General features: G+C 71.8%; 22 protein-coding genes. 11 read left to right on the top strand and 11 right to left on the bottom strand.

From position 1 onward, the window contains the following. Window positions 1-15 precede the first annotated feature (15 nt). From OOT08_RS00565 to OOT08_RS00555, 3 genes are all read right to left on the bottom strand, one after another. Window positions 16-1,572, bottom strand: coding sequence for a serine hydrolase domain-containing protein (locus OOT08_RS00565; RefSeq protein ID WP_325090650.1), 1,557 nt, complete (start codon window positions 1,570-1,572; stop codon window positions 16-18). A gap of 55 nt (window positions 1,573-1,627) precedes the next feature. Further along, on the bottom strand, window positions 1,628-2,704 hold the full coding sequence (locus OOT08_RS00560; RefSeq protein ID WP_325090649.1) for a GNAT family N-acetyltransferase: 1,077 nt from the start codon (window positions 2,702-2,704) through the stop codon (window positions 1,628-1,630). Window positions 2,705-2,808: 104 nt separating this feature from the next. Beyond that, on the bottom strand, window positions 2,809-3,531 hold the full coding sequence (locus OOT08_RS00555; RefSeq protein ID WP_325090648.1) for a GNAT family N-acetyltransferase: 723 nt from the start codon (window positions 3,529-3,531) through the stop codon (window positions 2,809-2,811). Window positions 3,532-4,297: 766 nt separating this feature from the next. Between OOT08_RS00555 and OOT08_RS00550 the strand changes: the two genes are divergently transcribed. Both OOT08_RS00550 and OOT08_RS00545 read left to right on the top strand, forming a co-directional pair. Next, the gene (locus tag OOT08_RS00550; protein ID WP_325090647.1) at window positions 4,298-4,762 is read left to right on the top strand and encodes a GNAT family N-acetyltransferase; all 465 of its coding nucleotides are present in this window, start codon (window positions 4,298-4,300) and stop codon (window positions 4,760-4,762) included. Between the two features lie 324 nt (window positions 4,763-5,086). Further along, window positions 5,087-5,893, top strand: coding sequence for a hypothetical protein (locus OOT08_RS00545; protein ID WP_325090646.1), 807 nt, complete (start codon window positions 5,087-5,089; stop codon window positions 5,891-5,893). A gap of 73 nt (window positions 5,894-5,966) precedes the next feature. Here the strand turns inward: OOT08_RS00545 and OOT08_RS00540 are convergent, their stop codons facing one another. The 3 genes from OOT08_RS00540 to OOT08_RS00530 all read right to left on the bottom strand — a co-directional run bounded on the left by OOT08_RS00540 (window position 5,967) and on the right by OOT08_RS00530 (window position 7,636). Next, entirely contained in the window at window positions 5,967-6,392 is a 426-nt protein-coding gene (locus OOT08_RS00540) for a TetR/AcrR family transcriptional regulator C-terminal domain-containing protein (RefSeq protein WP_325090645.1), read from the bottom strand. Between the two features lie 233 nt (window positions 6,393-6,625). After that, a complete protein-coding gene (locus OOT08_RS00535) occupies window positions 6,626-6,967 on the bottom strand; it encodes an antibiotic biosynthesis monooxygenase (RefSeq protein ID WP_325090644.1) in 342 nt (113 codons plus the stop codon). A gap of 54 nt (window positions 6,968-7,021) precedes the next feature. Next, window positions 7,022-7,636, bottom strand: a complete 615-nt coding sequence (locus OOT08_RS00530; protein WP_325090643.1) for an NADPH-dependent FMN reductase — start codon at window positions 7,634-7,636, stop codon at window positions 7,022-7,024. A gap of 98 nt (window positions 7,637-7,734) precedes the next feature. Between OOT08_RS00530 and OOT08_RS00525 the strand changes: the two genes are divergently transcribed. Beyond that, entirely contained in the window at window positions 7,735-8,115 is a 381-nt protein-coding gene (locus tag OOT08_RS00525; RefSeq protein ID WP_325090642.1) for a MerR family DNA-binding transcriptional regulator, read from the top strand. 35 nt (window positions 8,116-8,150) lie between these two features. Here the strand turns inward: OOT08_RS00525 and OOT08_RS00520 are convergent, their stop codons facing one another. Continuing rightward, window positions 8,151-9,311, bottom strand: a complete 1,161-nt coding sequence (locus tag OOT08_RS00520) for an FAD-dependent monooxygenase (protein ID WP_325090641.1) — start codon at window positions 9,309-9,311, stop codon at window positions 8,151-8,153. Between the two features lie 64 nt (window positions 9,312-9,375). Between OOT08_RS00520 and OOT08_RS00515 the strand changes: the two genes are divergently transcribed. Next, window positions 9,376-10,065 (top strand): TetR/AcrR family transcriptional regulator, encoded by a 690-nt coding sequence (locus OOT08_RS00515; protein ID WP_325090640.1) that lies wholly within the window; start codon window positions 9,376-9,378, stop codon window positions 10,063-10,065. 98 nt (window positions 10,066-10,163) lie between these two features. On the opposite strand, the gene OOT08_RS00510 is transcribed toward OOT08_RS00515, so the two are convergent. Genes OOT08_RS00510 through OOT08_RS00500 form a run of 3 tightly spaced genes read right to left on the bottom strand, consistent with a single transcriptional unit; the run spans window position 10,164 to window position 12,918 of the window. After that, the gene (locus OOT08_RS00510; protein ID WP_325090639.1) at window positions 10,164-10,766 is read right to left on the bottom strand and encodes a TetR/AcrR family transcriptional regulator; all 603 of its coding nucleotides are present in this window, start codon (window positions 10,764-10,766) and stop codon (window positions 10,164-10,166) included. Beyond that, entirely contained in the window at window positions 10,763-12,403 is a 1,641-nt protein-coding gene (locus OOT08_RS00505; protein ID WP_325090638.1) for a PH domain-containing protein, read from the bottom strand. The genes OOT08_RS00510 and OOT08_RS00505 overlap by 4 nt, the downstream gene beginning before the upstream one ends. Continuing rightward, window positions 12,400-12,918, bottom strand: coding sequence for a PH domain-containing protein (locus tag OOT08_RS00500; RefSeq protein WP_325090637.1), 519 nt, complete (start codon window positions 12,916-12,918; stop codon window positions 12,400-12,402). The genes OOT08_RS00505 and OOT08_RS00500 overlap by 4 nt, the downstream gene beginning before the upstream one ends. A gap of 177 nt (window positions 12,919-13,095) precedes the next feature. Between OOT08_RS00500 and OOT08_RS00495 the strand changes: the two genes are divergently transcribed. The 5 genes from OOT08_RS00495 to OOT08_RS00475 all read left to right on the top strand — a co-directional run bounded on the left by OOT08_RS00495 (window position 13,096) and on the right by OOT08_RS00475 (window position 18,231). Continuing rightward, window positions 13,096-13,623 (top strand): SRPBCC domain-containing protein, encoded by a 528-nt coding sequence (locus OOT08_RS00495; RefSeq protein WP_325090636.1) that lies wholly within the window; start codon window positions 13,096-13,098, stop codon window positions 13,621-13,623. A gap of 250 nt (window positions 13,624-13,873) precedes the next feature. Continuing rightward, a complete protein-coding gene (locus OOT08_RS00490; protein ID WP_325090635.1) occupies window positions 13,874-15,253 on the top strand; it encodes an LCP family protein in 1,380 nt (459 codons plus the stop codon). Window positions 15,254-15,263: 10 nt separating this feature from the next. Further along, window positions 15,264-16,490 (top strand): FtsW/RodA/SpoVE family cell cycle protein, encoded by a 1,227-nt coding sequence (locus OOT08_RS00485; protein WP_325090634.1) that lies wholly within the window; start codon window positions 15,264-15,266, stop codon window positions 16,488-16,490. Between the two features lie 53 nt (window positions 16,491-16,543). Next, window positions 16,544-17,554, top strand: coding sequence for a sensor histidine kinase (locus tag OOT08_RS00480; protein ID WP_325090633.1), 1,011 nt, complete (start codon window positions 16,544-16,546; stop codon window positions 17,552-17,554). Beyond that, on the top strand, window positions 17,554-18,231 hold the full coding sequence (locus OOT08_RS00475; protein ID WP_325090632.1) for a response regulator transcription factor: 678 nt from the start codon (window positions 17,554-17,556) through the stop codon (window positions 18,229-18,231). The genes OOT08_RS00480 and OOT08_RS00475 overlap by 1 nt, the downstream gene beginning before the upstream one ends. Before the next feature lie 286 nt (window positions 18,232-18,517). Here OOT08_RS00475 and OOT08_RS00470 read toward each other — a convergent pair whose 3' ends face one another. Continuing rightward, window positions 18,518-18,964, bottom strand: a complete 447-nt coding sequence (locus tag OOT08_RS00470) for a YdeI/OmpD-associated family protein (protein WP_325090631.1) — start codon at window positions 18,962-18,964, stop codon at window positions 18,518-18,520. A gap of 64 nt (window positions 18,965-19,028) precedes the next feature. Here OOT08_RS00470 and OOT08_RS00465 point away from each other — a divergent pair, with 64 nt between their 5' ends. Further along, window positions 19,029-20,501, top strand: coding sequence for a DUF3375 domain-containing protein (locus OOT08_RS00465; protein WP_325090630.1), 1,473 nt, complete (start codon window positions 19,029-19,031; stop codon window positions 20,499-20,501). A 52-nt stretch (window positions 20,502-20,553) separates the two neighbouring features. Further along, the coding region (locus OOT08_RS00460) for a DUF4194 domain-containing protein (protein ID WP_325090629.1) at window positions 20,554-21,357 on the top strand (804 nt) is incomplete at its 3' end.

Raw genomic sequence — 21,357 nt, 5'->3', positions numbered from 1 at the left:
CACGGGTGAGCCCGGTCATTGTTCTCTCTCGGCCCGGAACAGCGCCGTCGAATAGGTGCCGAGGCCGATCCGCACCGGCTCGGCGCGAGTGCCGTCGAACAACACCCACCCGAGCGTGGTCTCGCCGATCCACCCGCCGTGCCGCCGACCGAATGGGAGGACCCGCTCGGGCTCCCTGCCCGGCGGGACCAGCCAGAGTTCGTCACCCCGTTCCTCGAACAGATACGCTGCGTCGAACGTCGGCTCCCGATACGCGCCGAGGAGCCCGCGCGGATACTCGGCAACCGGCTCCACCCGCTCGTAGCGGTCGGTGATTCCGAACCAGGACGTGATCGCGAGACCGGTCGGAATCGCTTCGATTCGAGCGAAATCGTCGGCTCCGTGCCAGACGTGACCGCCAGCCCAGTGCGCGGTCTCGGCGTCTTCGGTCAGCCCCGTACGCGCGGCGAGATTCCCGTCGGCCTGCACTGCAAGTTGCGCCCCCATGAACGTCTGGGTCGAGTACCAGTGTCCGGCGACATCACCGAAGCCCGACGCGAAATGCATCGCCGTCCACGCGGCTTCTGAGGAACGAAAGCCGCCACGGTTCGAAAAGCAAGCCACGCTGATCCCCGTGGCTGGATCCACGATCGAGTATGCCGAGAAGCCCCACATGCCCCCGCTGTGGGCATACGCGGTGGTGTGCGCCCGAGTCTCATGCTCGATGCCGAAGCCGTAGCTCGTCTCCCGGCCATCGGTGAGCACCGTCTTCGTGAGCAGCGCCTGGCGGATATCCTCGCCGAGCACCCGCCCATCGAGCAAGAACCCCTGCCACGCCCCGAACTCGTTCAGTGACGTGATGACCTCCCCGTCGCCGTTCACGCCCCGCACCGGGGCGACCGTGCCAACGCCCATCGTCTCCTTCTCGAACTCGCCCGAGTCGGTGCGCGTGAAACTGAACGCCATCCCCGCGCTGAATTCGCCGAGCACGGTCGTGCTGAAGGATCCGGTCATGCCGAGCGGGAGGAGGACCGTCTCCGCGAGGACGAGCGGAAACGGTTTGCCCGCCGCGCGCTCCAACGCCACAGCGGCAAGCACGTACCCGGTGTTCGAATACGACTGCCGCTCTCTCGGCCGGAACTCGTGCGCTCCGACTCGCGAGAGCCAGTCGAGGAAGGTGCGCAGCGCCGCGATCTCGATCTCGGGCATGCCGACCGTGTACGCCACCGCGAGGTAGTCGGGGAGACCCGCGGTGTGATTCAAGCAGTTGCGGAGCGTCACTCCCGAGAGCTGCAGCTCCGGCACGAGCCCGCGGAGGTCGGCGTCGAGGTCGAGGGTGCCGGCTCGGACCGCGAGCAACACCGCAGCTGCGGTCATCTGCTTGCTGATTGACGCGACGTTCATCATGGTGTCGGGGGAGAGCGCCGCGCCTCCCGGAGCATCGGCGAGGCCGGCGCAGGCGCTCGCGAGGAGCGTTCCGTCGCGGTACACGGCGATCACGGCTCCCGGTTCGTCAGCGCCGATCTGCCCGGCGAGCAGCAGTTGGTGCAGGCGCGAGCTGAGCTCTGGCCGAGCCGGCGTGGTGTGGTGCATGGTGACGGTTCTCCTCGGTGAATTGGCGGCGGGTGTCTCGTGGCCGCGCCGCGGCCTAGTATTCCTTGATCAGGGTGAGTGCTCGGTCGTACTCCGTGAACCCCAACCGCCCGTACAGGCCGACAGCGCCCGTGGGGCTTTCGCTGTCGACGTCGAGCATCGCCTGTTCCAGGCCGAGGCCGCGCAGGGTGGTGAGCGTGGTGGCCAGCAGCGCTCGGGCGATTCCTTGGCCGCGCCAGGCGCGTGCGACGCCGAGCACTTCGATATAGCCGAAGGAGAAACCGTTGGGCTCCCACTCCGCTTCGGTGATCATCACCCGCAGGACGCCGGCGAGCTCCTCCGAGCCGTCGTCGCCCGTTGCGAGCACGACGGCTCCGAGCTCGGGCCTGAAGCTGCCCAGCCTCGCGATCGACTCCCAGTCCGCACGGTTCAGCGGCTGGCTGCCCCAGTGATCTCGGAACGCATCGTTGATCACGAGGCGTGCCGGCTCTGAGAGCTCGTTCCGGTAGGGGGCGATGCGCAGATGCGGGGCCAGCGACACGGCGGGGATGGGCTCGGCGAGGTCGCGGACCATGGTGAACCACCAGCGCGTCGGGACGAAGCCCGCGCGCTCCAGCAGCGGTCGCTGAGCGAGGGCCCCGGATTCGGACCCGACGGTGAGCCAGCCGGGGAGGTGCTGCTCGGAGGACGCGAGCAGCTGCAAGCCGCGCCCCTCCTGCCAGGCGAGCAACGCCGTGCCGATCCCCTCGCCGCGCCGGTCAGGCCGCACCTGGCCGTTGAGGTGGACCTTCACGATTGTTGCGGCTTCGCTGTCTCTGACGGACTCGCCGTAGGCGACGAGTTCGCCGGCGGGGTCGACGGCGACCACGCTATCGAGTTCCGGATCGAACGACGGCGCATCGAAGCCTTCCTCGAACATATCGAGCGTGTTCACGAGCCGCGGGTGGTCGACGGCCCCGCACAACCGGTCGAGCTCGAGGAGCCCGGGCAGATCTGAGCGGTGCAGGCGACGCCACGTCAGGTCGTGCCCGACCGCGGGGAGCGGGAGCGATGTGGGCGCGGAGACGCGAGCGGAGAGCGGCGTCGCCGTGAACGGGTCGGGTTCGGAACGCGTCGCGGGGGTGGTGTTCATTGGGGTGAATCCTCTGGGTATCGGTGATGTGACCGGGCAGCCCGGCTCCGCACAATCGCCTGAGCGAGCGGGGAACGGGGCGGACCGGAGTGCCCGAGTCGGGGCTAGTCAGCGGTGTCTGGCAGCGGGAGGTCCCAGGTGCCAATGGAGGTGAAGCCGGAGCGGGTGGCGAGCTGCACCGAGGAGGTGTTGTCGATCTGGCAGCGATACTGCGGCTCGTGATTGGCGGCAAGCGCGCCGCGGGCAAGCGCGTAGATGACGCTGCGAGCGTGCCCCTGTCCGCGGTGCGCGGGGTGGGAGACCACGCCCATGTCGGCGAGCGCAACGCCGTCGTCAAACGGGTAGGAGCTCCCGACCGCGACGAGTGCGTCGCCCGCAAACGCCCCGAACACCATCCAGTGGTCAAGCTCTACCGAGGCCCCGTCGAGGTCTTCTTCTGAGACGGCCCCTTCGAAGGTTTCGAAGGCCGCCGCATCCGCCGAGGTGAGGCGGCGCACATGGCTCGGGTTCTCGCTCTGCTGGAGCTGCTGCTTGGTCGCGTCGTCCAGGAAGAAGAGGTGGTCGGGGCCGTTCAACGGGATACCGGATGCGAGGAGCGCCGCACGGAGCGCCTCCTCGGCCTCGGCCTCGGCCACGCCGGGCAGGTCGCGCACGGCGGGGGTCACGAGGACGGACGTCCGCTCGGGGCGGACCAGGATTTGCACGCGCTCGTCCTCGTCGAGCTGCTCGTTGACAGCCAGGCGGAACGTGGCGGACTCGCGAACGACCTCGCCGCGCTCGAAAGGGGCGATCCAGTGCGCGTAGATTTCGGGGTGCATGGTTTCCATGGGGTTCTCTTTTCGTCGGGTGAGGTGGGGTCGCAGTCACGTGGACCGGGATCGTACCCGGACGATCTCGGGTGAGGCGATGGCTGCGATTGATTGCCGGAGGGTCAGCCGCGCGGGGTCAGCGAGCCGTGGGCGCTGTCGCACGGAGGCGCCAGAAGCGGGGGTGAGTGGTGGGTGAGCGTTGGCGCGCCCGATTCGCGCGGCACACACGGCTCGCGGCGGCTCCCCCCGGAGACGCGGGAGCAGGGCTGACTGAGAGCGCCGTGACCGGTGCGAGCGCTCACAGCCACTGGCGCGAGCGGGCGCACGGGGGTGCCCGAGACGGTGCCCGAGACGGTGCCCGAGACGGTGCGGTACCGGTGTCCGGTGTCCGGTGAACGTGCTAGATCATCGCTTCTTTCCTCCGCGTGAATGATCGCAGGAACGGGGCACGGAGCGCCAGTATTCGTGCCGAAAGAGCACGACGCATTTCCTCGCTGCCTCTGTCGTGGTGTCTGTCGCTGTCCGGTGCGCGGCGGTGGTCCTGTTCGCGCGGCCTTCCCGCCGCGAGAGGCGGGATGTGCGCGCGGTGTTCCGGGTGCACGACGGCTCTGCCGGTGGCGTGGACGTGACCCGGTCGCCCCCTAGGATGGTCCCCGTGGGGGCGGAGAGCTGTTCCCCGTGCACGCTGCCGGGAGTGCTCAACTGGTCCTCGACCCCTTCCCCGCACGCAACCCCTGATGCGCCGACACCTGCCCAACCGACACACGAAAGAGCGTTCCCCCACATGACCGGTACGACTGCCCCGGGCGTTGAGCCCACCACGATCCGCCTCGCACGCGAAGCGGACACGGAGGCGATCTTTGCGGTGCGGATCGCCGTTCGTGAGAACGTCCTCACCATGACGCAGCTCGCTGAGCTGGGAGTCACGCCAGAGAGCTTTCGTGAGGGGCTGCGGACTGCGCCCGCGACATGGGTCGCCGAGGCCGCAGGCCGGATCCTCGGCTTCGGGTCGGTGGACGTCACCGACGGCTCCGTATTCGCGCTTTTCGTTCACCCGGATGCGGAGGGGCGCGGAGCCGGTCGGGCGCTCCTGAGCGCGATGGAGGCCGAGCTGTTCGCGAGGTTCCCGAGGATCTGGCTTGAGACCGACGGCGCAAGCCGGGCAGCTGGCTTCTACCAGCGCCAGGGCTGGACGGTGGTCGCCGACCGTGAGGACGGCGATGTGCGCATGGAGAAGGCGCTCGGCTGAGCGGCGGAACACCGCTTGGCCCCGCGCGCTCGGGCGCGGCCTCGGGCGCGATTGCGGCGGGCCGCGGTGACGCTGGGAGATGGTGGCGCATGGGCCCGGACGCGGGTGATGGGCCCCGCCGAGACAGAACGGACGTGATGAGGAAACGGTGTGACGCAGGTGCTCTCGTCTGGCCGGTGCCGGCCTTGACCCACTCGGCACCGAAGCGGCGCGTCCCTCATGCGAAACCCGCTGTGGTCCCCGGAAACCCGCACCCGGGTGCGGGCGCTTCGCCGCTGGCGGGAAGCGCCAACGGCGAGATGCTGACCGTCGAGGGGGGCTGACGTGAGCATCAACCTGATCGTTCTGTCGCTGATGCTGCTCCTGATCGGACTCTCTTTGCTGCTCCTGACCGTGTGGAGTTGGCGGGGGAGATCGTCCCGTTCCCGGTGGTGGATGCGGTCGTGGGAGGGCGACAGTGTGGCCCTGGTCGTGCTGCCCACCGCGACGCTCGCGGTGCTGCTGTTTTCGGTGGCCGTGTTCGCTCCGTCGTGGCTGCGCGTGCTCGTCGTGTATCCGCCGCTGGCGGTCGGGGCCTGGGGCACGCTCGTCGCGCTCGTGTCTCCCCTCTGGTGGCCCGCGCACCGGCTGTGGGGGCCCCGGTGGTACTCGAGGATGAGCAAGGAGGACGTGCAGAACCAGGAGCGCGGCGGGACCATCAGCGCTTCGGCCCGTCAGCTGGGCGCGGGATCAACCGCCGATCGACGACCCGCGTGGCTCGGCACCCTCGTGACCTCGTTCTGGGGGAACCTGCTGCTCGACCGGGCGAACCCGTCGCGGCGGAACGTTGCTCGCGGAGCGCTCCGCGTCTTCGAGAACGGGTTTCGCTTCGAAGCCACCGGCGCGGCCCCGCAGAGCGGCGCTGGGCACGACACCGCGTTGCCCTGGGAGGAGATCACGGCAGCGCGCGTCGTCTCCGACCGATCCAACGGCAGCGGGGAGCCCGTCTCGGGGCTCCTCGACCGGTCCTTCCTGACCCGCTTAGTCGTGACCACCCGGGACGACGCGTTCCTGTTCGAGGTGACCGGGTGGAACGCTCGGCGGGTGGCCGAGTGCATCACCCAAAATATCGGCGGCACGACCGAAGCGTGAGCCAGGAGCTCCGGCTCAGCGTAGTCTGCGTGAGGGAAAGGCTGAGTCGGTCGTTTCGGCGGTGGGGGCGAAGCTACGCGGCGAGGAGGAGGGCTCGAATCCCAGCCGCAACGAGCTCCTCTGGCTGCGCCGAATGGGCCGCGTGCAGGCGCGCATAGGTGGGCGCTCGCTCGGGGTCCACGGGCGCTGATCGTTCGCGGGCGGCAACCTGCGCGGTCGTCGCACTGCCCAGCACGAAGTTCGAGAGCGCGGAGGAGGTGCCGAGCGCGTCGCGCGCGGATCGTTCCTCGAGTAGCACGCAGATGCGTTCGGACAGGGCTCCGTAGTGCGGCCCGCAAGGGGCACGGAGCGCGATGACCTGGCAGGACCACGGATGGCGGGTGAGGTGCCGATACATCGCCAGCATCAGTTCGGCGATCGGCGCCGAGGCCAGAGCCGTGCCCGGCTCCGCGTCAGCGCCGAGGGCATGATCGAGGGCAAGGTCGACGAGGTCATCCACCGACGTCACCCGTGAGTACCCGGACGTTCTGCGGCACACCGGGGCAGCGATCGACCCCCGGACCATCGGGCACGGCATGCTCCCCGGGTCGGCTTGGTCCGTGTCCGCCCGGGGGCGTGCAACGGCCGCCCCCGCTCCGGTGAAGAGATGAGGCGCTGCTGGTGTCCGGGAAGCGTCTGCGCCGCATTCCTTCTCCCGCAACGGGGGAGACGTTCGGGCCTCGCACGCTCGCGTTATTTGCGGCGGAGCGGGCTGCCGTTGGCCGCGAGAAAGGTGACCGGGGTGGCGCGGATGTCGGCCAGGAGCGGCTCCAGCTCGGCCACGTGCCGCCGAAATCGCTCGGTGGCGGCCCAGCGTGACCGGTCCGCTTCGGAACGAAATCGGGTGATCACGATCAGGGCCGAGCCGTCGTTGGCGAGATAGACCTCGTTGCCGAGCCAGCCCTGCTCGGTCGCCGCCGCGGCCATCTCCCGCATCTCGGCAAGCTGAAACTCCGTCAGCGCGTCGATTCCGCCGGTGGCGGGGGTAAAGGTGTTCATCGAGATGACCATTGTTGGGTGTTGCGTTGCGGTCATGGCAGGCTCCTCTCGTGCGTTGCTGCCGGAAACGGCTGTGGTGGGTCGGGTGGGTCAGCGGGGGAAAGGGCGGTTGGCCCGCGCATCGCTCAGCAGGGTCGCCCACCAGCTCAGCTCCGCCAGGGTGCGCTCCAGCGCCCGGGTCTTTCCCGGGCTCGGCGCGAAGCGTTCGTTTTCGTCCAGGGCCGCCCACGGGGCGGGGTAGCCGAGGCAGCGACGGGTCGTGACCAGGCCGAGCTCGGCGAGGACCCCGCGGAGATGCTCGATCGCGGCGAAGCCACCGTTCACCCCGTAGGCGACGATGCTGGCCGCCTTCAGGTGCCACTGCGCATAGTGCCAGTCGAGCACACGCTTCAGGGCTGCCGGGTAGGAGTGGTTGTACTCCGGCGTGACGAACACGAAGCCCTCCGCTGCCCCGAGCCGCTCGCTCACCTCCGTGGTGAGTCCGCCGCCGGGGGTGAGCAGTGCATCGTCGGGCAGAGAAATCTCGGCCAGGTCGAGCGCATCGATCTCGATGCCCGGCTGGGCACTCAGGACGAAGCGCACCCACTCGGCGAGGGCGGGGCTCATCCGCTCGTCTCGCACGCTGCAGGACAGCACCGCGATCCGTGTCCGCCGGAGGGGATGTGTCGGATCGTGGACGCCGTGTGCTTCAGTGTGACGAGTCATGGTCACCACTGTGCGGGGTGAACCAAGGGTGAGGTCAAGACCCGCCCCGTCCCGATTCGCCCCTTCCCGAATCGTCGAACGCCGGTCATTCTGGAGGCATGACCCCTCCGCACACTGACCCGTCCGGGCTCCTCACGGTTGGCGAGACGGCGGCGCGCAGCGGCGTCGCCCCCTCCGCGATCCGCTTTTACGAGCGGAAGGGGCTGATCGAGGCCCAGCGCACCGCCGGAAATCAGCGCCGCTATCCCGTCTGGGTACCCTGCGTGGTCCGCGTCGCACGGCTCGCGCAACGCGCCGGGCTCACCGTCCGGGACATCGCCGCCGCCCTCAGGGACATCCCCGCCGCGCCCACACCCGCGGACTGGGCGCGGCTCAGCGAGCACCTCGTCACCGAGGCCGAACGCCGGATCGCCGAACTCCAAGGGGTGCTCGCCGACCTGCACACCGAGACCAAGCGCTGCGAACTGCCCGGCCGATAACCGCCCGCCCCCGGATCGCGGGCCGCGTGTGTCGCTCAGCCCAGCGGCGTCCAGTCCTGCAGCCAGGCAAGCTGCCTCCGAAGCGCGGACGAGGGCATCGCGCGGATGAGCACATCCCTCGCCCAGGTGAGGCGCGGCCCCGGGGTATGCGCCAGGCGGCCCACCATCCGGGAGCGACGGGTGACCGTCTGCGTCCGGCCGACCCGAAGCGAGTCGTACCGGGCCAGCGAGGCGTGCACCACAGGCTCCGGCACCGCGGCGCTGCCCGCCACGGGCGCGAAGAGGGCGGCGAGCGTGGCGGCGTCCTCCATCGCCTGGCCGCCCCCCTGCCCCAGGTTCGGGGTCATCGCGTGGGCCGCATCGCCGAGCAGCGCGATCCGCCCGTGCACGAAGCTGGGCAGGGGTCCGGCCAGCTCGTCAATCGGGAGGAAGCTGATGCGGTCGGCAGCCGTGGCAGCCAACAACTCCGGAATCGGGTCGTGCCAGGAGCCGAAGTGCTCCGTGAGCGCGGCCCGGTCGTCCGCGAAGCGCTCGTCGCGGTCACTCGTGAGCACGGCAAACCAGTACACGCGACCGTCATCAAGCGGCGCGATCCCAAAGCGTTTCCTCGTGCCCCAGGTCTCGGCGGCTTCCCCGCGCAGGTCAACCGGGCGGTCCGTGATGCCACGCCACGTGGCGTACCCCGAGTAGGCGACGCCGGGGTCGTGGGGGAGCGACCGCCGGATACGGCTGCCGATGCCGTCGGCGGCGACCACGAGGTCAAAGCGCTCCCGCCGCTCCTCGCCGCCGCCCGGCGTCCACGTCACCTCCCCGCTCGGCCCCGCCGCGGTCACCCGCGCGCCCGTCCGGACGGCCCGGGCGGGAAGCGCGGAGCGGAGCAGCTCGTGGAGGGGGGCCCGATCCACCACGCGCAGCTCGCTGAGCGCGTCCATCGGGGAGCGGGCGAGCCACCTGCCGTCCGGGCGGCGTTGCCCGCCGCGAATGGCTGCGGCCTGGGCCGAGGACACCGCCCGGAACGCCTCGCCCATCCCGATTTCGTCGAGGGCGCGCAGGCCGTTCCCGAACACCGAAATCCCGGAGCCGCCCGCACGAACCTCCGGGGCCTGCTCAAACACCGTCACCTCGGCCCCGCCCCCGTCCAGGCCGATCGCGGCACAGAGTCCGCCGATTCCCGCACCAATGACCGCAACACGCATCACGCCTCCACTACATCTGTAGAGATGAGTATGGCCCCAATCTCACCGGGTGTAAAGTTCAGGTGTGACCGCGACACACACCACCGGGACCGACCGGCGCGTCCTCATCGCCGAAGCAGGCATGCGCATCATCGCCCGAGACGGCGTACGAGCGCTCACCCACCGCGCCGTCGACCGCGAAGCCGGGCTCTCACAGGGCTCCAGCTCCTACTACGTGCCCACCCGAAGCGCCCTGATCGATCTGATCGTCCGAACACTCGCAGAGCGCTCGATCGGAGACGCAGAACAGTTCACGCCCCCCATGCCGCAGACCCACGCCGGAGACGGCGGTCAGGGCATCGAGGCGCTCGCCGCAGGCATCGCGCAGACGCTGGAGGCCTTCGCCGCGCGGACGGTGGAGATGCGCACCCGCTACGCCCTCCTCCTGGAACTCGACGCCGAGGACCCGTCCCGGGCGCTCCTCGCCCAGCAGTCACCCGTCCGGCAGGGCATGCTCGGGCAGGCCAGCCAGGTCCTGGCCGAGCTCGGTGTCGCTGATCCGCCAGCGCGGGCGCGCGAGCTCTTCGAGCTGGCCGAGGCGCTCCTCGCTCGCCGGGTGATCCTCGGCGGCGACGCGGCGGCGACGGAAGCCCTCGTGCGCGCCCACCTCCGCGGGCTCGCCGCGGGGCACGACGCGGACCCGGCCGGGGACCCGCGCTCACCCCGCCGGCAGGTCCCCGTGCGGGAACACCCGCTGCCAATTCCGAGAGCGTGAGCCAAACCCCTGGGAGGCCCCAGCCCAGGTCGATGCTCCGAAGCTCATCCTCGGTTCAGATGCTCCCACACGCCGGGCGGGTGCCCCTCGGGGCTGGCTCAGGGGCGGAGCCAGCGGTCGAGGGCGTGGAGGACTTCCTGGTTGAGGGCCGCGAGCGGCGCGGCGGGGTCCCGCTGCACCGCGGTCACGGGAACGTCGAGCAGGGCCTCGACGATCGCGACGGCGGTGGCCGGGTCCGTGCCGCGGATTTCGCCCGCGGCCATGCCCGCGCTCAGGATCTCGCGGAGGAGCGCGGTGTCCTCCTCCGCCGGTTCCAGGTAGACGGGCGTGCCCGCCGCGTTCCGGTGCGAGACCGCGACGGTGACCGCCGCGGCGATCTCCGCCGGGTGGGCCTCCGTGTGCCGGAGGGAGCTCTCGGCGTAGGCGCGAAGCCGCGTCCGGTGGCCGGTGGCGGCGGTCACCGCCGCCACCACCGTGGCACCGAGCTTCGTGAACACCTCGGTCATGACGAGCTCCATGAGCGCGTCCTTCGAGCCGAAGTAGTACACGATCGCGCTCTTGGCGATCCCGGCGTGCCTGGCGATCTCGGCAAGCGACGCCCGGTGGTAGCCGAGCGCGTTCACCGTCGCGATCGCGCTGGCCACGATCTGGGCGCGCCGGGCCGTCTCCGTGAACGTCGGCGTCGCGCGCGGCGCGGTCATCTGCCGGCCCGATCGTGGGCCGCGCCGTGGCCCGCCAGCAGGCCGGGGGCCGCGCGCTCGGCGAGCGCGAACGCCTCCGCGTGGGACACATCCGTCGCCTCGTAGACGAACCATCCCGCGGCGGTCATCGCCGTCACGGAGCTGAGCCCGAGCCAGCGCTGCAGGAGCGAACGCCGAATCGCGAGGGTGCTGATCGCTTCGCGTTGCAGGGCCACGGTCGAGCGGTTCATCAGGCCAGAACGGACGACGAGGTAGCGTCCGCTGATCGCGTGGCCGAGCGCCCGGTAGGCGAGCGCGGCGGCCCCGAGCCCGAGCGGCCACACCCCGAGCGCGATCCACAGCGCCCACACGGGCAGCGCCCCGGAGAGCACCGGCGCGGCGAGCGCCGCGAGCAAGCCCGCCGTGAGCCCCGTGGCCCACCAGATGCGGCGCAGCAGCGCGGCGTTCGGGTGCCGGGGGAGCGGGACCTCGAACGGGGAGGGCTCGCCCAGCACCCGCTCCGCCACCGCGACGGCCACGCGTTTGGGCCCCCGGGGCAGAATCGCCGCGGGCTGGGCGGGATCGTTCAGGCTGAGCCCGGTCGTGATGAGGTGTGTGTCGGTCATCCCGATCCAGCGCCAGAGCAGCGGCTCGGTCAGCGAGAGCCCGCGCGTGCGCGCCTCGTCCCGGTTCACCTCGCGCTTCGTGAGGAGCCCGCGGGAGGTGCGCAGCGTGCTCTGCGCGCCCGAACCGAGCCGGGAGAGGGTGAAGCCCCAGTTCGTGACGAGGAAGTGCGCCGCGAGGGCGAGCGCGCCGAGGAGGCCGGCGCCCACGAGGATCAGGAGCACGGTCGGAATCCATCCCAGCCGCTCCGCCCGGAGGCCGCCGAGGATGAGCGAGAACAGGTCGACCCCGAAGGAGCTCGCGAACCAGTGGCTGCCCCACAGCAGGCCGGCCGCCATCAGGTACCCCCAGATCGTGAAGCAGTTGTAGAACACCCAGGCCGGGCGGAAGCGCGCGAACACGAGCTCCTCCGCCTCGCCCGTGACCGTGGGGGGCCGGGGAGCGGCCCCGGTGCGGTCGGGCACCGGGGCCGGGCGGCTGACCGGGACGCCGCCCGGGTCGGCGCGCCGCTCGCCGAGGAGCAGGGCACGCAGGCGGACGGCCTCGGCGCGGCTCAGCGCGTCGAGGGCCAGGGCCTCCTCGCCCGAGGTGGTCTGCTGGCCAGCGCCCAGCGTGACGACCCGGAGCCCGGCCAGGCGGTGGCGCAGCTTCGCGCTCGTGTCCACGCTCCGGATCCGGTCCCGGGGCACTCGACGGTGCCGTCGAACGATGAGCCCCGTCTGCCGCTCGACCTCCTGCGCGGTGACGCGAAACCGGGTGAACCGCCAGCGAATGAGGTCGGTGATCCCCGCGACGACGCCGAGCCCGATGACTGCGAGGAAGGGCCAGAGGTTCGTGAGCGTCGGCGCGACGCCGAAGCAGCGCACCGCGATCACGGCGGGGAGGACCGCGAGCGCGCTGAGCGCGGCATCGACCCAGATCACGCGGGGGCTCAGCCGCCGCCAGCCCGTGCCCTCGACGGGCTCCGCGTGCTGCGTGCTCTCCGTGGACTCCGGAGTCTCCGTGGCCGCGCCGGGGGCAGCCTGCGGGATCATGTGGCGTCCCCCTCAGTGAGCTCGGCCACGACGGCGAGGCGGGCGACGGCGCGCTCTGCGGTTGCCCGGTCGAGCCCCGCGATGGTGACGGCGCCCGCGGAGGAGGCGGTCGTGACGCGCAGGGTGGCCAAGCCGAAGAGCTGCTCCAGGGGCCCGCGCACCGCGTCGACCGTCTGGATGCGGGAGCTGGGCGAGACCCGCCACTCGCGCACGAGCCACCCGCTCGCGGCCGTGGTGGCGTGCTCGGTCACCTCCCAGCGGTGCACCGCGAAGCGCCACCAGGGTTCGACCGCGAGCTTGGCGAGCAGGACGATGCCCGCCGCGATGAGCGGGGCGATCAGCCAGACCCGGAGCGGTTCCCAGAGCAGCGCCGGGACGAGCAGCGCGGCGAGGAGAGCGCCCCAGATGAGGAGGGAGCGCAGCATCCACCAGGCGATCGCGCGGCGTTCGATTCGCTCACGTGGCTGGCGGGGCTGCCCGCCGTCGGCGAGCAGCGGGGGAGGGGGAACGGTCATGAGCATCCTTCCGTGCGGGGTTCGTCACCGGGGACCGGTGAACGGTCGGTTGGAGAATAATCCGATCGGTCAAGAATGCGCGCGGGCAATCTGCGCGGCACGCTCGCGAAATCCGCGATTGAATCCCCCGCCGAGATGCCGTAGTTTCGCCGCAGGAGGGGGCCGAAGGGAGACCCGATGACCGACGCCCGCACCGGAGCGTTGCTCCGCGCCGAGAACGACACGCTGCTCATTCGTTTCGACCGCGCGCTGCCGCACCGGGCCGTGCGGGTCTGGTCGGCGCTCGCCCGGCCCGAGCACCTGGGGGCCTGGCTGCCCGGCAGCCGCATCGACGCGGAGCCCGGCGGGGTCGCGCGGCTGGCCCTCGGCGAGGCCGGGGCCTCGGAGGGGCAGGTGCTGGAGGCCTTCGCGCCCTCAGGCCGCGTGGACGGGCTGCTCATGCACAGCTGGGCGTGGGACGGCCTGCCGAACTCGGTCGTCAGCTGGTCGCTCGCCCCCGGCGATGGGGGCACCCGGCTCCGACTGAGCCACGCCGAGGTCAGCGACCCCGAGGCCGCGGTCTCGTTCGCGGCGGGCTGGCACCTCATCGCTGATGGTCTCGCCCGCTTCCTCCGCCGCGAGCCCGCCGCGGAGCTGTGGGCGAATGCGGAGCCGCTGCTGGCCACGTACCGAGCCCAGCTCGCCGCGGGGAGCGACGGCGGCTAAGCCAGCGCCCCGCGGGCCACGCGGGCGCGACCGCCAAGATCGGAAACGAAGATCGCCCGGGCGGGCGTGATCTGCGTTTCGCGGCGAGCCCGGGCACGCGGGGGTCGGGCGGCGCGACCTGGGGGACGCGATTCTTGGAGCTTCCTTGGCGCGGCTGCGGGACGCTGGACGGGTGGCTTCGAGTCCCGCCCGCCCCGGAGGCGGGCGCCGGCTCCGAAGCGCCCCACCCGTCCCCGACCGAAAGAGCCCCATGCGACGACCCGAGTCACGCCCCACCGCCCCGCCGACCGCCCCGGGGAGCGGGCGGCGGACGGGGCGGAGCCGTCGGATCCTGTTCGCGGTGTCGATCACGGCGGTGCTCGCCCTCGTCCTCGGCGTCGCGGTCGTCGTCTGGGCCATCCGGGGCCTCAACGACGGCATCGTCCGCTCGGAGTTCGACCTGCCGGACGCGGCGCGGGTCGCCGCCGAACCGGGGGAACAGAACGTACTTATCATGGGCCTGGACAGCCGGGTCGATCAGAACGGCGAACCGCTCCCGGACGGCGTCTACGAGGCCCTGCACGCCGGGGGCGCCGACGACGGCGGCTATAACGCGAACGTGCTCATGCTCCTGCACATCCCCGAGGACCGCTCGAAGACGGTCGGCATCTCCATCCCGCGCGACGACTACGTCGAGCTGCCCGGCGCGCCCCTCGGCGTGAGCCACGCGAAGATCAAGGAGGCCTACGGGCTCGCCCTGCAGGAGCGCATGAACGAGCTGCTCTGGGGGGACGCTGCCGAACTCTCGGACGCGGAACGGTACCAGCAGGCGCGGGCGGCCGGGCGGCAGGCCCAGATCGAGACGGTGTCCCAGTTTCTCGGGGACGTGCGCATCGACCACTTTGTCGAGATGACGATGGGCGGCTTCATCCACGTCGCCGAGGCGGTCGCGCCGATCTCCGTGTGCCTCAATCAGGCGACCGAGGACAGCTTCTCCGGGGCGGACTTCGTGGCTGGGGTGCAGGAACTGGACGCCGAGCAGGCGATGAGCTTTGTGCGGCAACGCCGGGACACCGGCGTGGACGGCCCCGCGCTCACGGACCTGGACCGGGCCCGCCGGCAGCAGGCCTTGCTCGTCTCGCTGACGGACAAGCTCCGGCAGCGCAGCACCCTGCTCAACCCCAAAACCGTGTGGTCCCTCGTGGACACCACCCGCACGCACGTCGCCCTCGACGCGGACTTCGACGTGCTCGGCTTCCTGGAGATCGCGCACGAGGTCTCGCAGAGCGGGGTCACTTTCCTCACGTTGCCCATCGTGGACTTCGGCATGATCGACGGAGCCTCGGTCAACCTCGTCGACGTCGAGGAGATCCAGCGCATCGTCGCCGCGGTGCTCGACGGTGATCACACCGGGGGTCACCCGGATCAGCCCGGCGCCGCGGGTCCGGCGGACGCGGACGCCGAAGCGGAGCCCGGCGCGCAGCCCGATGCTGAGCTTGATCGTGAGCCGGAGGCCTGGGCCGAGGCCGAGGCAGCGCCCGGGGCCCGGCCCGGCGAAGCCGCGGACGCGGGGGATCCCGCCCCGCCCGCGCCGCCGCTCGACCCCTGGGCGGAGCCCCTCCGTGCGGGGACTGCGCCCTGCGTCAACTAGGCGGCCCGCGATGCTGACGCAGACCGTGGTCCTGCCCGCAGCGCACGGGCGGGGCTCCCTCGTCCCCGTGCGTCCCGGGCGGCTGCGGCGGCTCACGCTCGTGCTCCTGAGCGTCGTGCTGCTGCTCGTCGGGGTCGGCGTGCTCATGGTGCAGTCCGCGAGCCAGGTCGAAGCCATCTCCGCGGGGCGGCATCCCCTCGTCGGGGTGTTGCGGCAGGGCAGCTTCGCCGTGCTCGGCCTCGCCCTCAAACTCGCCGTGAGCCGGGTGCCCACGGCTGTGCTCCGCCGGCTGTCCTGGGTCGCCCTGCTCCTCGGCTACGCGCTCCAGCTCCTGGTCTACACGCCCCTCGGCTACGAGGCGGGCGGCAACCGAAACTGGCTGCGGCTCGGCCCCCTCTCGATGCAGCCCGCCGAGTTTATGAAGGTCGTGCTGCTCGTCTGGGTTGCCTCGGTCATCGCCGCGAAGGGGCCGCTCCTGCGCCGCTGGACGCACGTGGTCATTCCGATCGTGCCGGTGGTCGCCCTGTCGATGCTCATTAACATCCTCGGCGGGGATTTGGGCACGCTCATGATCATCGCCGCGCTCGTGTTCGGCGCGCTCTTTTTCGCCCAGGTTCGGCTACGCATCCTCGCGGCCCTCGCCGGGGTGGCGCTGCTCGGGATCGGCCTCATGACCGTGATCAAGCCCAACCGGGTGGTGCGTATCCTGCACTTCTTCGAGGTCAACTGCCAGACGGAGCCAGAGCACGCCTTCGGCGGGTGCTGGCAATCGCTGAACGGCTTTTGGGCCCTCGCCCAGGGCGGGATGCTTGGCACCGGGATCGGCAACTCGACCGCGAAGTGGCTCTGGCTGCCCGAGGCCGAAAACGACTTCGTGTTCGCGATCCTCGGCGAGGAGCTCGGCTACCTCGGCGCAATGATCGTGCTCGCCGCGTTCGTGGTGCTCGCGACGACGCTGCTCGGCCTCATGGCCGTGTGCCGGACCCCGTTCGCCCGCGCCGTGCTCGGCGGGCTCACCGTCTGGATCGGCGGGCAGATGGCCGTCAACATCGCCGTGGTGCTCGGCTTTGTCCCCGTGCTCGGCGTGCCCCTGCCGTTCATCTCCGCGGGCGGGACCGCGCTGCTCTCGCTCCTCCTGGCGCTCGGCGTCGTGCTCGCCTGCGTGCGGGAGGCGGCCCAGGAACGGGCCGCCGACCCAGCCGAGTCGCCCCGGGAGGCGGTATCGTGCGAGGGATGAGCACGCGCACGAACGCGGGACCGCGGAGCGGTGCCGAGAGGGAGAGAACGCCGATGGGGCACGCGCCGGGGCACGGAAGCCCGCTGGCCGACGAGCGAGCCTACCGCCGCTCGGCGTCCCGGATCGGCTGGCAGGTGATGGCGGTGTGCGCCGGGCTCGTCGTCGTCGGCGGCGCGGTGGTGTTCGCCTTCGTCTTCTGGCAAACCACCCCCGGTGAGGCGGGGAAGGCCCCACAGCCGGGGGAGATCGAGGTCCGCCTCGACCCCGGCGAGCTGCTGCTCGCCGTCGGCCTCCTCGCAACGGGCGCGGTCCTCTGCGCCGGGCTCGCGGCGCGCCTGATAGCCCGGCGTGCGGTCGCGCCGCTCGACGAGGCGTTCCGCCTGCAGCGCCGCTTCGTCGCGGACGCCAGCCACGAACTGCGCACCCCGCTTGCGGTGGTGGACGCGCGCGCCCAGCAGCTCGCGGCCTTGAGCCCGGCGGGGGCGGCGAATCAGCCCGTCCTCGCCGAGCTGCGCGCGGACATTCGAATCATGTCGGAGGTGATCGACGGCATGCTCAGCGCCGCCTCGGGGGCCGCGCCCACCGCGGGAAGCGCCCGGCTCGACCGGGAGGTCAGCGCGGTGGCGCGCGACCTCGGCTCGGTCGCGGCACCCTTCGGCGTGCGCGTCGAGGCGGACTGCGCGCCGCTCGCGGTGGGGATGCCCGCCGTCACGCTGCGCCGCTGCCTCGTCGCGCTGCTGGAGAACGCGATCGCCCACGCGCCCCGCGACAGCGCGGTCACGCTGATCGGCGCACGGCGGGGGCAGCGCGCCGTGCTCACCGTGCGCGACGCGGGCGGCGGCATCCGGGGTATCGACCCCGCCCGGCTCTTCGACCGCGGTGCGCAGGGGGAGCCGCCCCGGACGGCGCAGGGCGAGGCCCGCACGAGCCGGGGGATCGGCCTCGCGCTCGTCAGCGAGCTCTGCGCCGCGCACGGCGCGGAGGTCCTCCTCGCTCGGACGGGCCCCGGGGGCACCGAATTCGAACTGCTCCTGCCGCTCGCCGGGGACGGGACGCAACGCTGATGCTCCGGTTGCTCCTGGTGGAGGACGATCCCCGGCTCGGGCCGATCATGCGCGATGTCCTCGCCGCCGACTGGCACACGGAGCTGGTCACGACCGCGGCGGACGGCGACCGGATCCTCGAGTCCCGACACATCGACGCGATGATCGTGGACCGGGGACTCCCCGGACGCAGCGGCGAGGACTGGGTGCGCGAGCTTCGGCGTCGCCGGGTGCGCACCCCGATCCTGATGCTCACCGCGCTCGGGCAGCTGCACGACCGCGTGACGGGGCTGGACGCGGGGGCCGACGACTACCTCGTGAAGCCCTTCGAGTTCGCGGAGCTGACCGCGCGGCTGCGCGCGCTCACTCGCCGCTACGACCCGAGCGCGCCCCGCTACGACCCGAGCGCGCCCCGCTACGAGTTCGGGGGGTGGTCCTTTTCCCCGGAGGCTCGCCGGATCGAGTCGCCCTACTCCGGCAGCATCGTGCTCACGGCCACGGAGACCGCCCTCCTCGCCGTGCTCGCCGCGGAGCCGGGGCGCATCTTTTCCCGCGAGGAACTCCTCGACCGGGTCTTCACGCAGGGGGAACGCGAGACCACCGTCGAAACCTATGTGCACTACCTGCGCCGGAAAACCGACCGAGAGCTGATCGAGACGGTTCGGGGCCTGGGCTATCGGCTCGGCACCCTCGGGTGACCGCGTCCGCGCGGCAGTGCCTCAGCGGGTCAGCGCGCGGCGCGCTGCCACGCGGCGGTCGCCCCCGTCAGGTCGGCGACGGCGGTCTCGTCGCCGGTGTGCAGGCGCTGCCAGGCGTCGATGACCGGCTCCGGGCAAGCTGGTGAGGCGCATGACCTCCGCCGTGAACGCGACGGGGTGGATCCCGCTGCCCGTGGTCACGTCCGATCCGTGACGACGGGCTCCCCGCGCGTGACCGGGTGGGGGAGCACGTCGAGCAGGCGCGCGTGCCCCTCCCCGTCGCCGCTCACTCGGTGACCCCCGTCTCGGCGAGGGCGGCCTCGATGCGGCGCGCCCTAGTCTCGGGCCGTTTCGCGCCGGTGATCCCGGCCGCGATCTCGTGGCGCCGGGTGTAGGACAGGCGGGCGTAGCGCTCACTCGCCCCGGGCACCCGGTCAAGTGCCTCGCGCAACGCCGCGGGCACCTCGACCGTGCGCTCGGCGGTGTCCAACGCGACCTCGGCGCTGACCCGATCGCCGATGGCCACGCCGAGCTCCGCTCGGGCAGCCCGGGAGAGACCGATCAGGTTCCTGCCACCCATCCGGGCGACGCGGAGCCGGGCCGTGCGCCCCGCAATCGTGACGAGCACGGGGGCCCGGGAGCCGCCGCCCAGCTCGGCGAGCTGCCCGGCGCTCAGCTCGATCGCGGTCGCGGGTCCCTGCGGCTCCAGGGTGCACTCGATGAACAGGCTCATGGCGACAGGGTACCCTCGCGACACGCGTCCGAGGCGAGGGGCCGGACCCGGTATCCTTGGAGGAATGACCAACGTGCGTGCGGAAGCTGCCTATCAGCGCGCTGTCGCGGCCTTCCAGAACCCGACGCTGAACCTCCTTCACGGCCGATACGCCCCCTTCGTGGTGGCAACGCTCTCGATCGTGTTTGCCCCCGACCGGCCCACGGTGCCCATCGACGACGCCCACGTCGAAGTGCAGGAGATCCTGGACGGTCTTCGCGCCTCCGGCCACGACGCCGACGAGCGCCGCCTGCCGGGCGGCTCCGGGCGGGAGGTGTGCCGCGCCTGGGTGCGCGGCGGCTGGCTCGTGCCGCAGATCGAGGACGGCGTCGAGGCCTACCGGATGAGCGCGCAGGCCATCGGTGCCCTTGAAATCGCGGGTCGCACGGGCGGCGGCCGGGCCCGGGTGTCGCGCTCCCGCGTGCGCACCCTGCTCGACTCGGTTGAGCAACTCGCGCGGCACGCCGAGCCCGACCCGGCGCTGCGCCGGGCGCAACTCGTCGCCGAGCGCGACGCCCTCACCGCCCAGATTGAGCGCTTGGACCGCGACGGCATCGAAGCCGTCGACGAGGACCAGCTGCTCGAGGAAGCCGAGAACGTCCTGCACCTGTCCCGGGAGCTGCCCGCGGACTTCTCCCGCGTCGCCGAGTCCATTAACCGGATGCAGCGCGACGTCGTCGCCGAGCTTCGCCGGGATGAGCGGCCCACGGGCGAGGTCCTGCGCGAGTACCTGCTCCGCGGCCAGCACGTCATGCAGGCCACGCCCGAGGGGCGGGCCTTCTCCGGCGCCCTGCGCGTGATCGGGGACCCCGAGCACATCGATGCCCTGACGACCCAGATCGAGGGGCTCCTCGCGCAGCCCTTCTCCGGGCAGCTCGGCTCCCCGCAGCGGCGGGAACTCGCCGCGATCGGGACGCGCGTCGAGCAGGGGGTGAACGAGGTCCTCACGGCCCAGCGTCGGGCCTCCCACGTCATCACGGCTCAGGTGCGCACCCACGACCCGGCCCGGGACCGCGAGGTCGACGAGCTGCTTCGCGGGATCATGTCCGGCCTGCAGACCTGGATGCAGCACTCCCGCTCCAACGACCGGGTGGCACCGCTTCGCGGCTTCCCGACCGCGACGATCGGGCACCTCCGTCAGGCCGTGAGCGACCCGCGCCCGCCCGCGGTTCCCGAGCCGCTGCGCTCGCGCGCTGACAGCGCGGTGTTCGTCGACGCCGACACGCGCGCCTGGGGCGGCCCGCAGTATCCCGAGCTGGAGGCCTACGTCTCCGGGCTGGGGGAGCAGTTCGATCTCGCCGAGGCCTTCGACGCCGCCGCGGAGTCGCTGCGCCGCCCCGTTGACCTGCTCGGCCTGCTGGAGATCGCGCACCGCAACGGCATGACCGAGCACGAGCACGTCTCCGTCGTCGAGACCATCCGCCCCGACGGCACCACCCGACGCTTCGCCTTTGGCGCGGCGACCGCCCGCACCGTGAAGGACCCCGAGAATGACTGAGCACCCGCGGCCCGAGCCGGCAGCCGCCCCCGAGCCGGCTGACACCCCTGTTGTGGCTGACACCCCTGCGCCCGCGGACACCGCCGCGTTGGCTGAGCGGGCAGCGTCGGGCGAGCCCGAGCGCGCCGAGCGCGCCGATCACGGCGAGGAGTCGGATCCCTTCGTGGCCCCGGCGACGATGGACGCCGAGAGCACGGAGTGCTTCCCGGGGGACCGCGGCGTGCTGGACCCCGAGGTGCGCCGCGTGCTCGCCCGCCTACTCCAGCGCCGCTTCCTGCTCGCGGACCGGCACGGGGAGGACTGGGCCGTGCTCCTCGCGAACCAGCCCGTGATTGAGTCGCGGCTGCACGAGCTCTTTCTCCGCCTGATCGTGGATCCCGCCCGGGGCGTGGCCTACAAGCAGCAGGTCCGCACGGAGGAGTTCGACGTGCCGATCCTGCTCCGCGACGAAGCCTACTCCCGCGCCGAGACGCTGGTGCTCGTCTACCTTCGCACGGTGTACCAGCGCGAATCCACCGCGGGCGAGCCCGAGGTTCGCGTCGACGTGGAGGAAATCGAGCAGACCGTGCTCAGCTACTTTTCCGAGGCTGACGGTGACGTCGCCGGGCGGCAAAAGAAGGTGCGCTCCGCGCTCGGCAAGCTCCGCCAGGAGGGGCTCATTGAGGAGGAGTCCGAGGGGCGCTTCCGGATTAGCCCGCTCGTCGAGATCGTGCTGAGCGCCGAGGGCATGCGCTCCTTGAACGACTGGCTCCGCGAACAGAACGACCGGGCCGCCCGCGGCCTGCCCCGCACCGCCGTCGGCGAGGAGCCGGACGCGGAACACGCGCCGGAGCACGACGAGTTCACTGGCCGCCGC

The sequence above is a fragment of the Leucobacter sp. M11 genome (assembly GCF_035726885.1).
Lineage (GTDB): Bacteria > Actinomycetota > Actinomycetes > Actinomycetales > Microbacteriaceae > JAPFRB01.
This window is presented reverse-complemented; position numbering and strand designations above follow the sequence as displayed.

Bases quoted from the DNA above. Each gene is read 5' to 3' on its own strand.
- OOT08_RS00565 (WP_325090650.1), bottom strand. From the start codon at position 1,572: ATGCACCACACCACGCCGGCTCGGCCAGAGCTCAGCTCGCGCCTGCAC.
- OOT08_RS00560 (WP_325090649.1), bottom strand. From the start codon at position 2,704: ATGAACACCACCCCCGCGACGCGTTCCGAACCCGACCCGTTCACGGCG.
- OOT08_RS00555 (WP_325090648.1), bottom strand. From the start codon at position 3,531: ATGGAAACCATGCACCCCGAAATCTACGCGCACTGGATCGCCCCTTTC.
- OOT08_RS00550 (WP_325090647.1), top strand. From the start codon at position 4,298: ATGACCGGTACGACTGCCCCGGGCGTTGAGCCCACCACGATCCGCCTC.
- OOT08_RS00535 (WP_325090644.1), bottom strand. From the start codon at position 6,967: ATGACCGCAACGCAACACCCAACAATGGTCATCTCGATGAACACCTTT.
- OOT08_RS00530 (WP_325090643.1), bottom strand. From the start codon at position 7,636: ATGACTCGTCACACTGAAGCACACGGCGTCCACGATCCGACACATCCC.
- OOT08_RS00525 (WP_325090642.1), top strand. From the start codon at position 7,735: ATGACCCCTCCGCACACTGACCCGTCCGGGCTCCTCACGGTTGGCGAG.
- OOT08_RS00520 (WP_325090641.1), bottom strand. From the start codon at position 9,311: ATGCGTGTTGCGGTCATTGGTGCGGGAATCGGCGGACTCTGTGCCGCG.
- OOT08_RS00510 (WP_325090639.1), bottom strand. From the start codon at position 10,766: ATGACCGCGCCGCGCGCGACGCCGACGTTCACGGAGACGGCCCGGCGC.
- OOT08_RS00505 (WP_325090638.1), bottom strand. From the start codon at position 12,403: ATGATCCCGCAGGCTGCCCCCGGCGCGGCCACGGAGACTCCGGAGTCC.
- OOT08_RS00500 (WP_325090637.1), bottom strand. From the start codon at position 12,918: ATGACCGTTCCCCCTCCCCCGCTGCTCGCCGACGGCGGGCAGCCCCGC.
- OOT08_RS00495 (WP_325090636.1), top strand. From the start codon at position 13,096: ATGACCGACGCCCGCACCGGAGCGTTGCTCCGCGCCGAGAACGACACG.
- OOT08_RS00490 (WP_325090635.1), top strand. From the start codon at position 13,874: ATGCGACGACCCGAGTCACGCCCCACCGCCCCGCCGACCGCCCCGGGG.
- OOT08_RS00485 (WP_325090634.1), top strand. From the start codon at position 15,264: ATGCTGACGCAGACCGTGGTCCTGCCCGCAGCGCACGGGCGGGGCTCC.
- OOT08_RS00480 (WP_325090633.1), top strand. From the start codon at position 16,544: ATGGGGCACGCGCCGGGGCACGGAAGCCCGCTGGCCGACGAGCGAGCC.
- OOT08_RS00475 (WP_325090632.1), top strand. From the start codon at position 17,554: ATGCTCCGGTTGCTCCTGGTGGAGGACGATCCCCGGCTCGGGCCGATC.
- OOT08_RS00470 (WP_325090631.1), bottom strand. From the start codon at position 18,964: ATGAGCCTGTTCATCGAGTGCACCCTGGAGCCGCAGGGACCCGCGACC.
- OOT08_RS00465 (WP_325090630.1), top strand. From the start codon at position 19,029: ATGACCAACGTGCGTGCGGAAGCTGCCTATCAGCGCGCTGTCGCGGCC.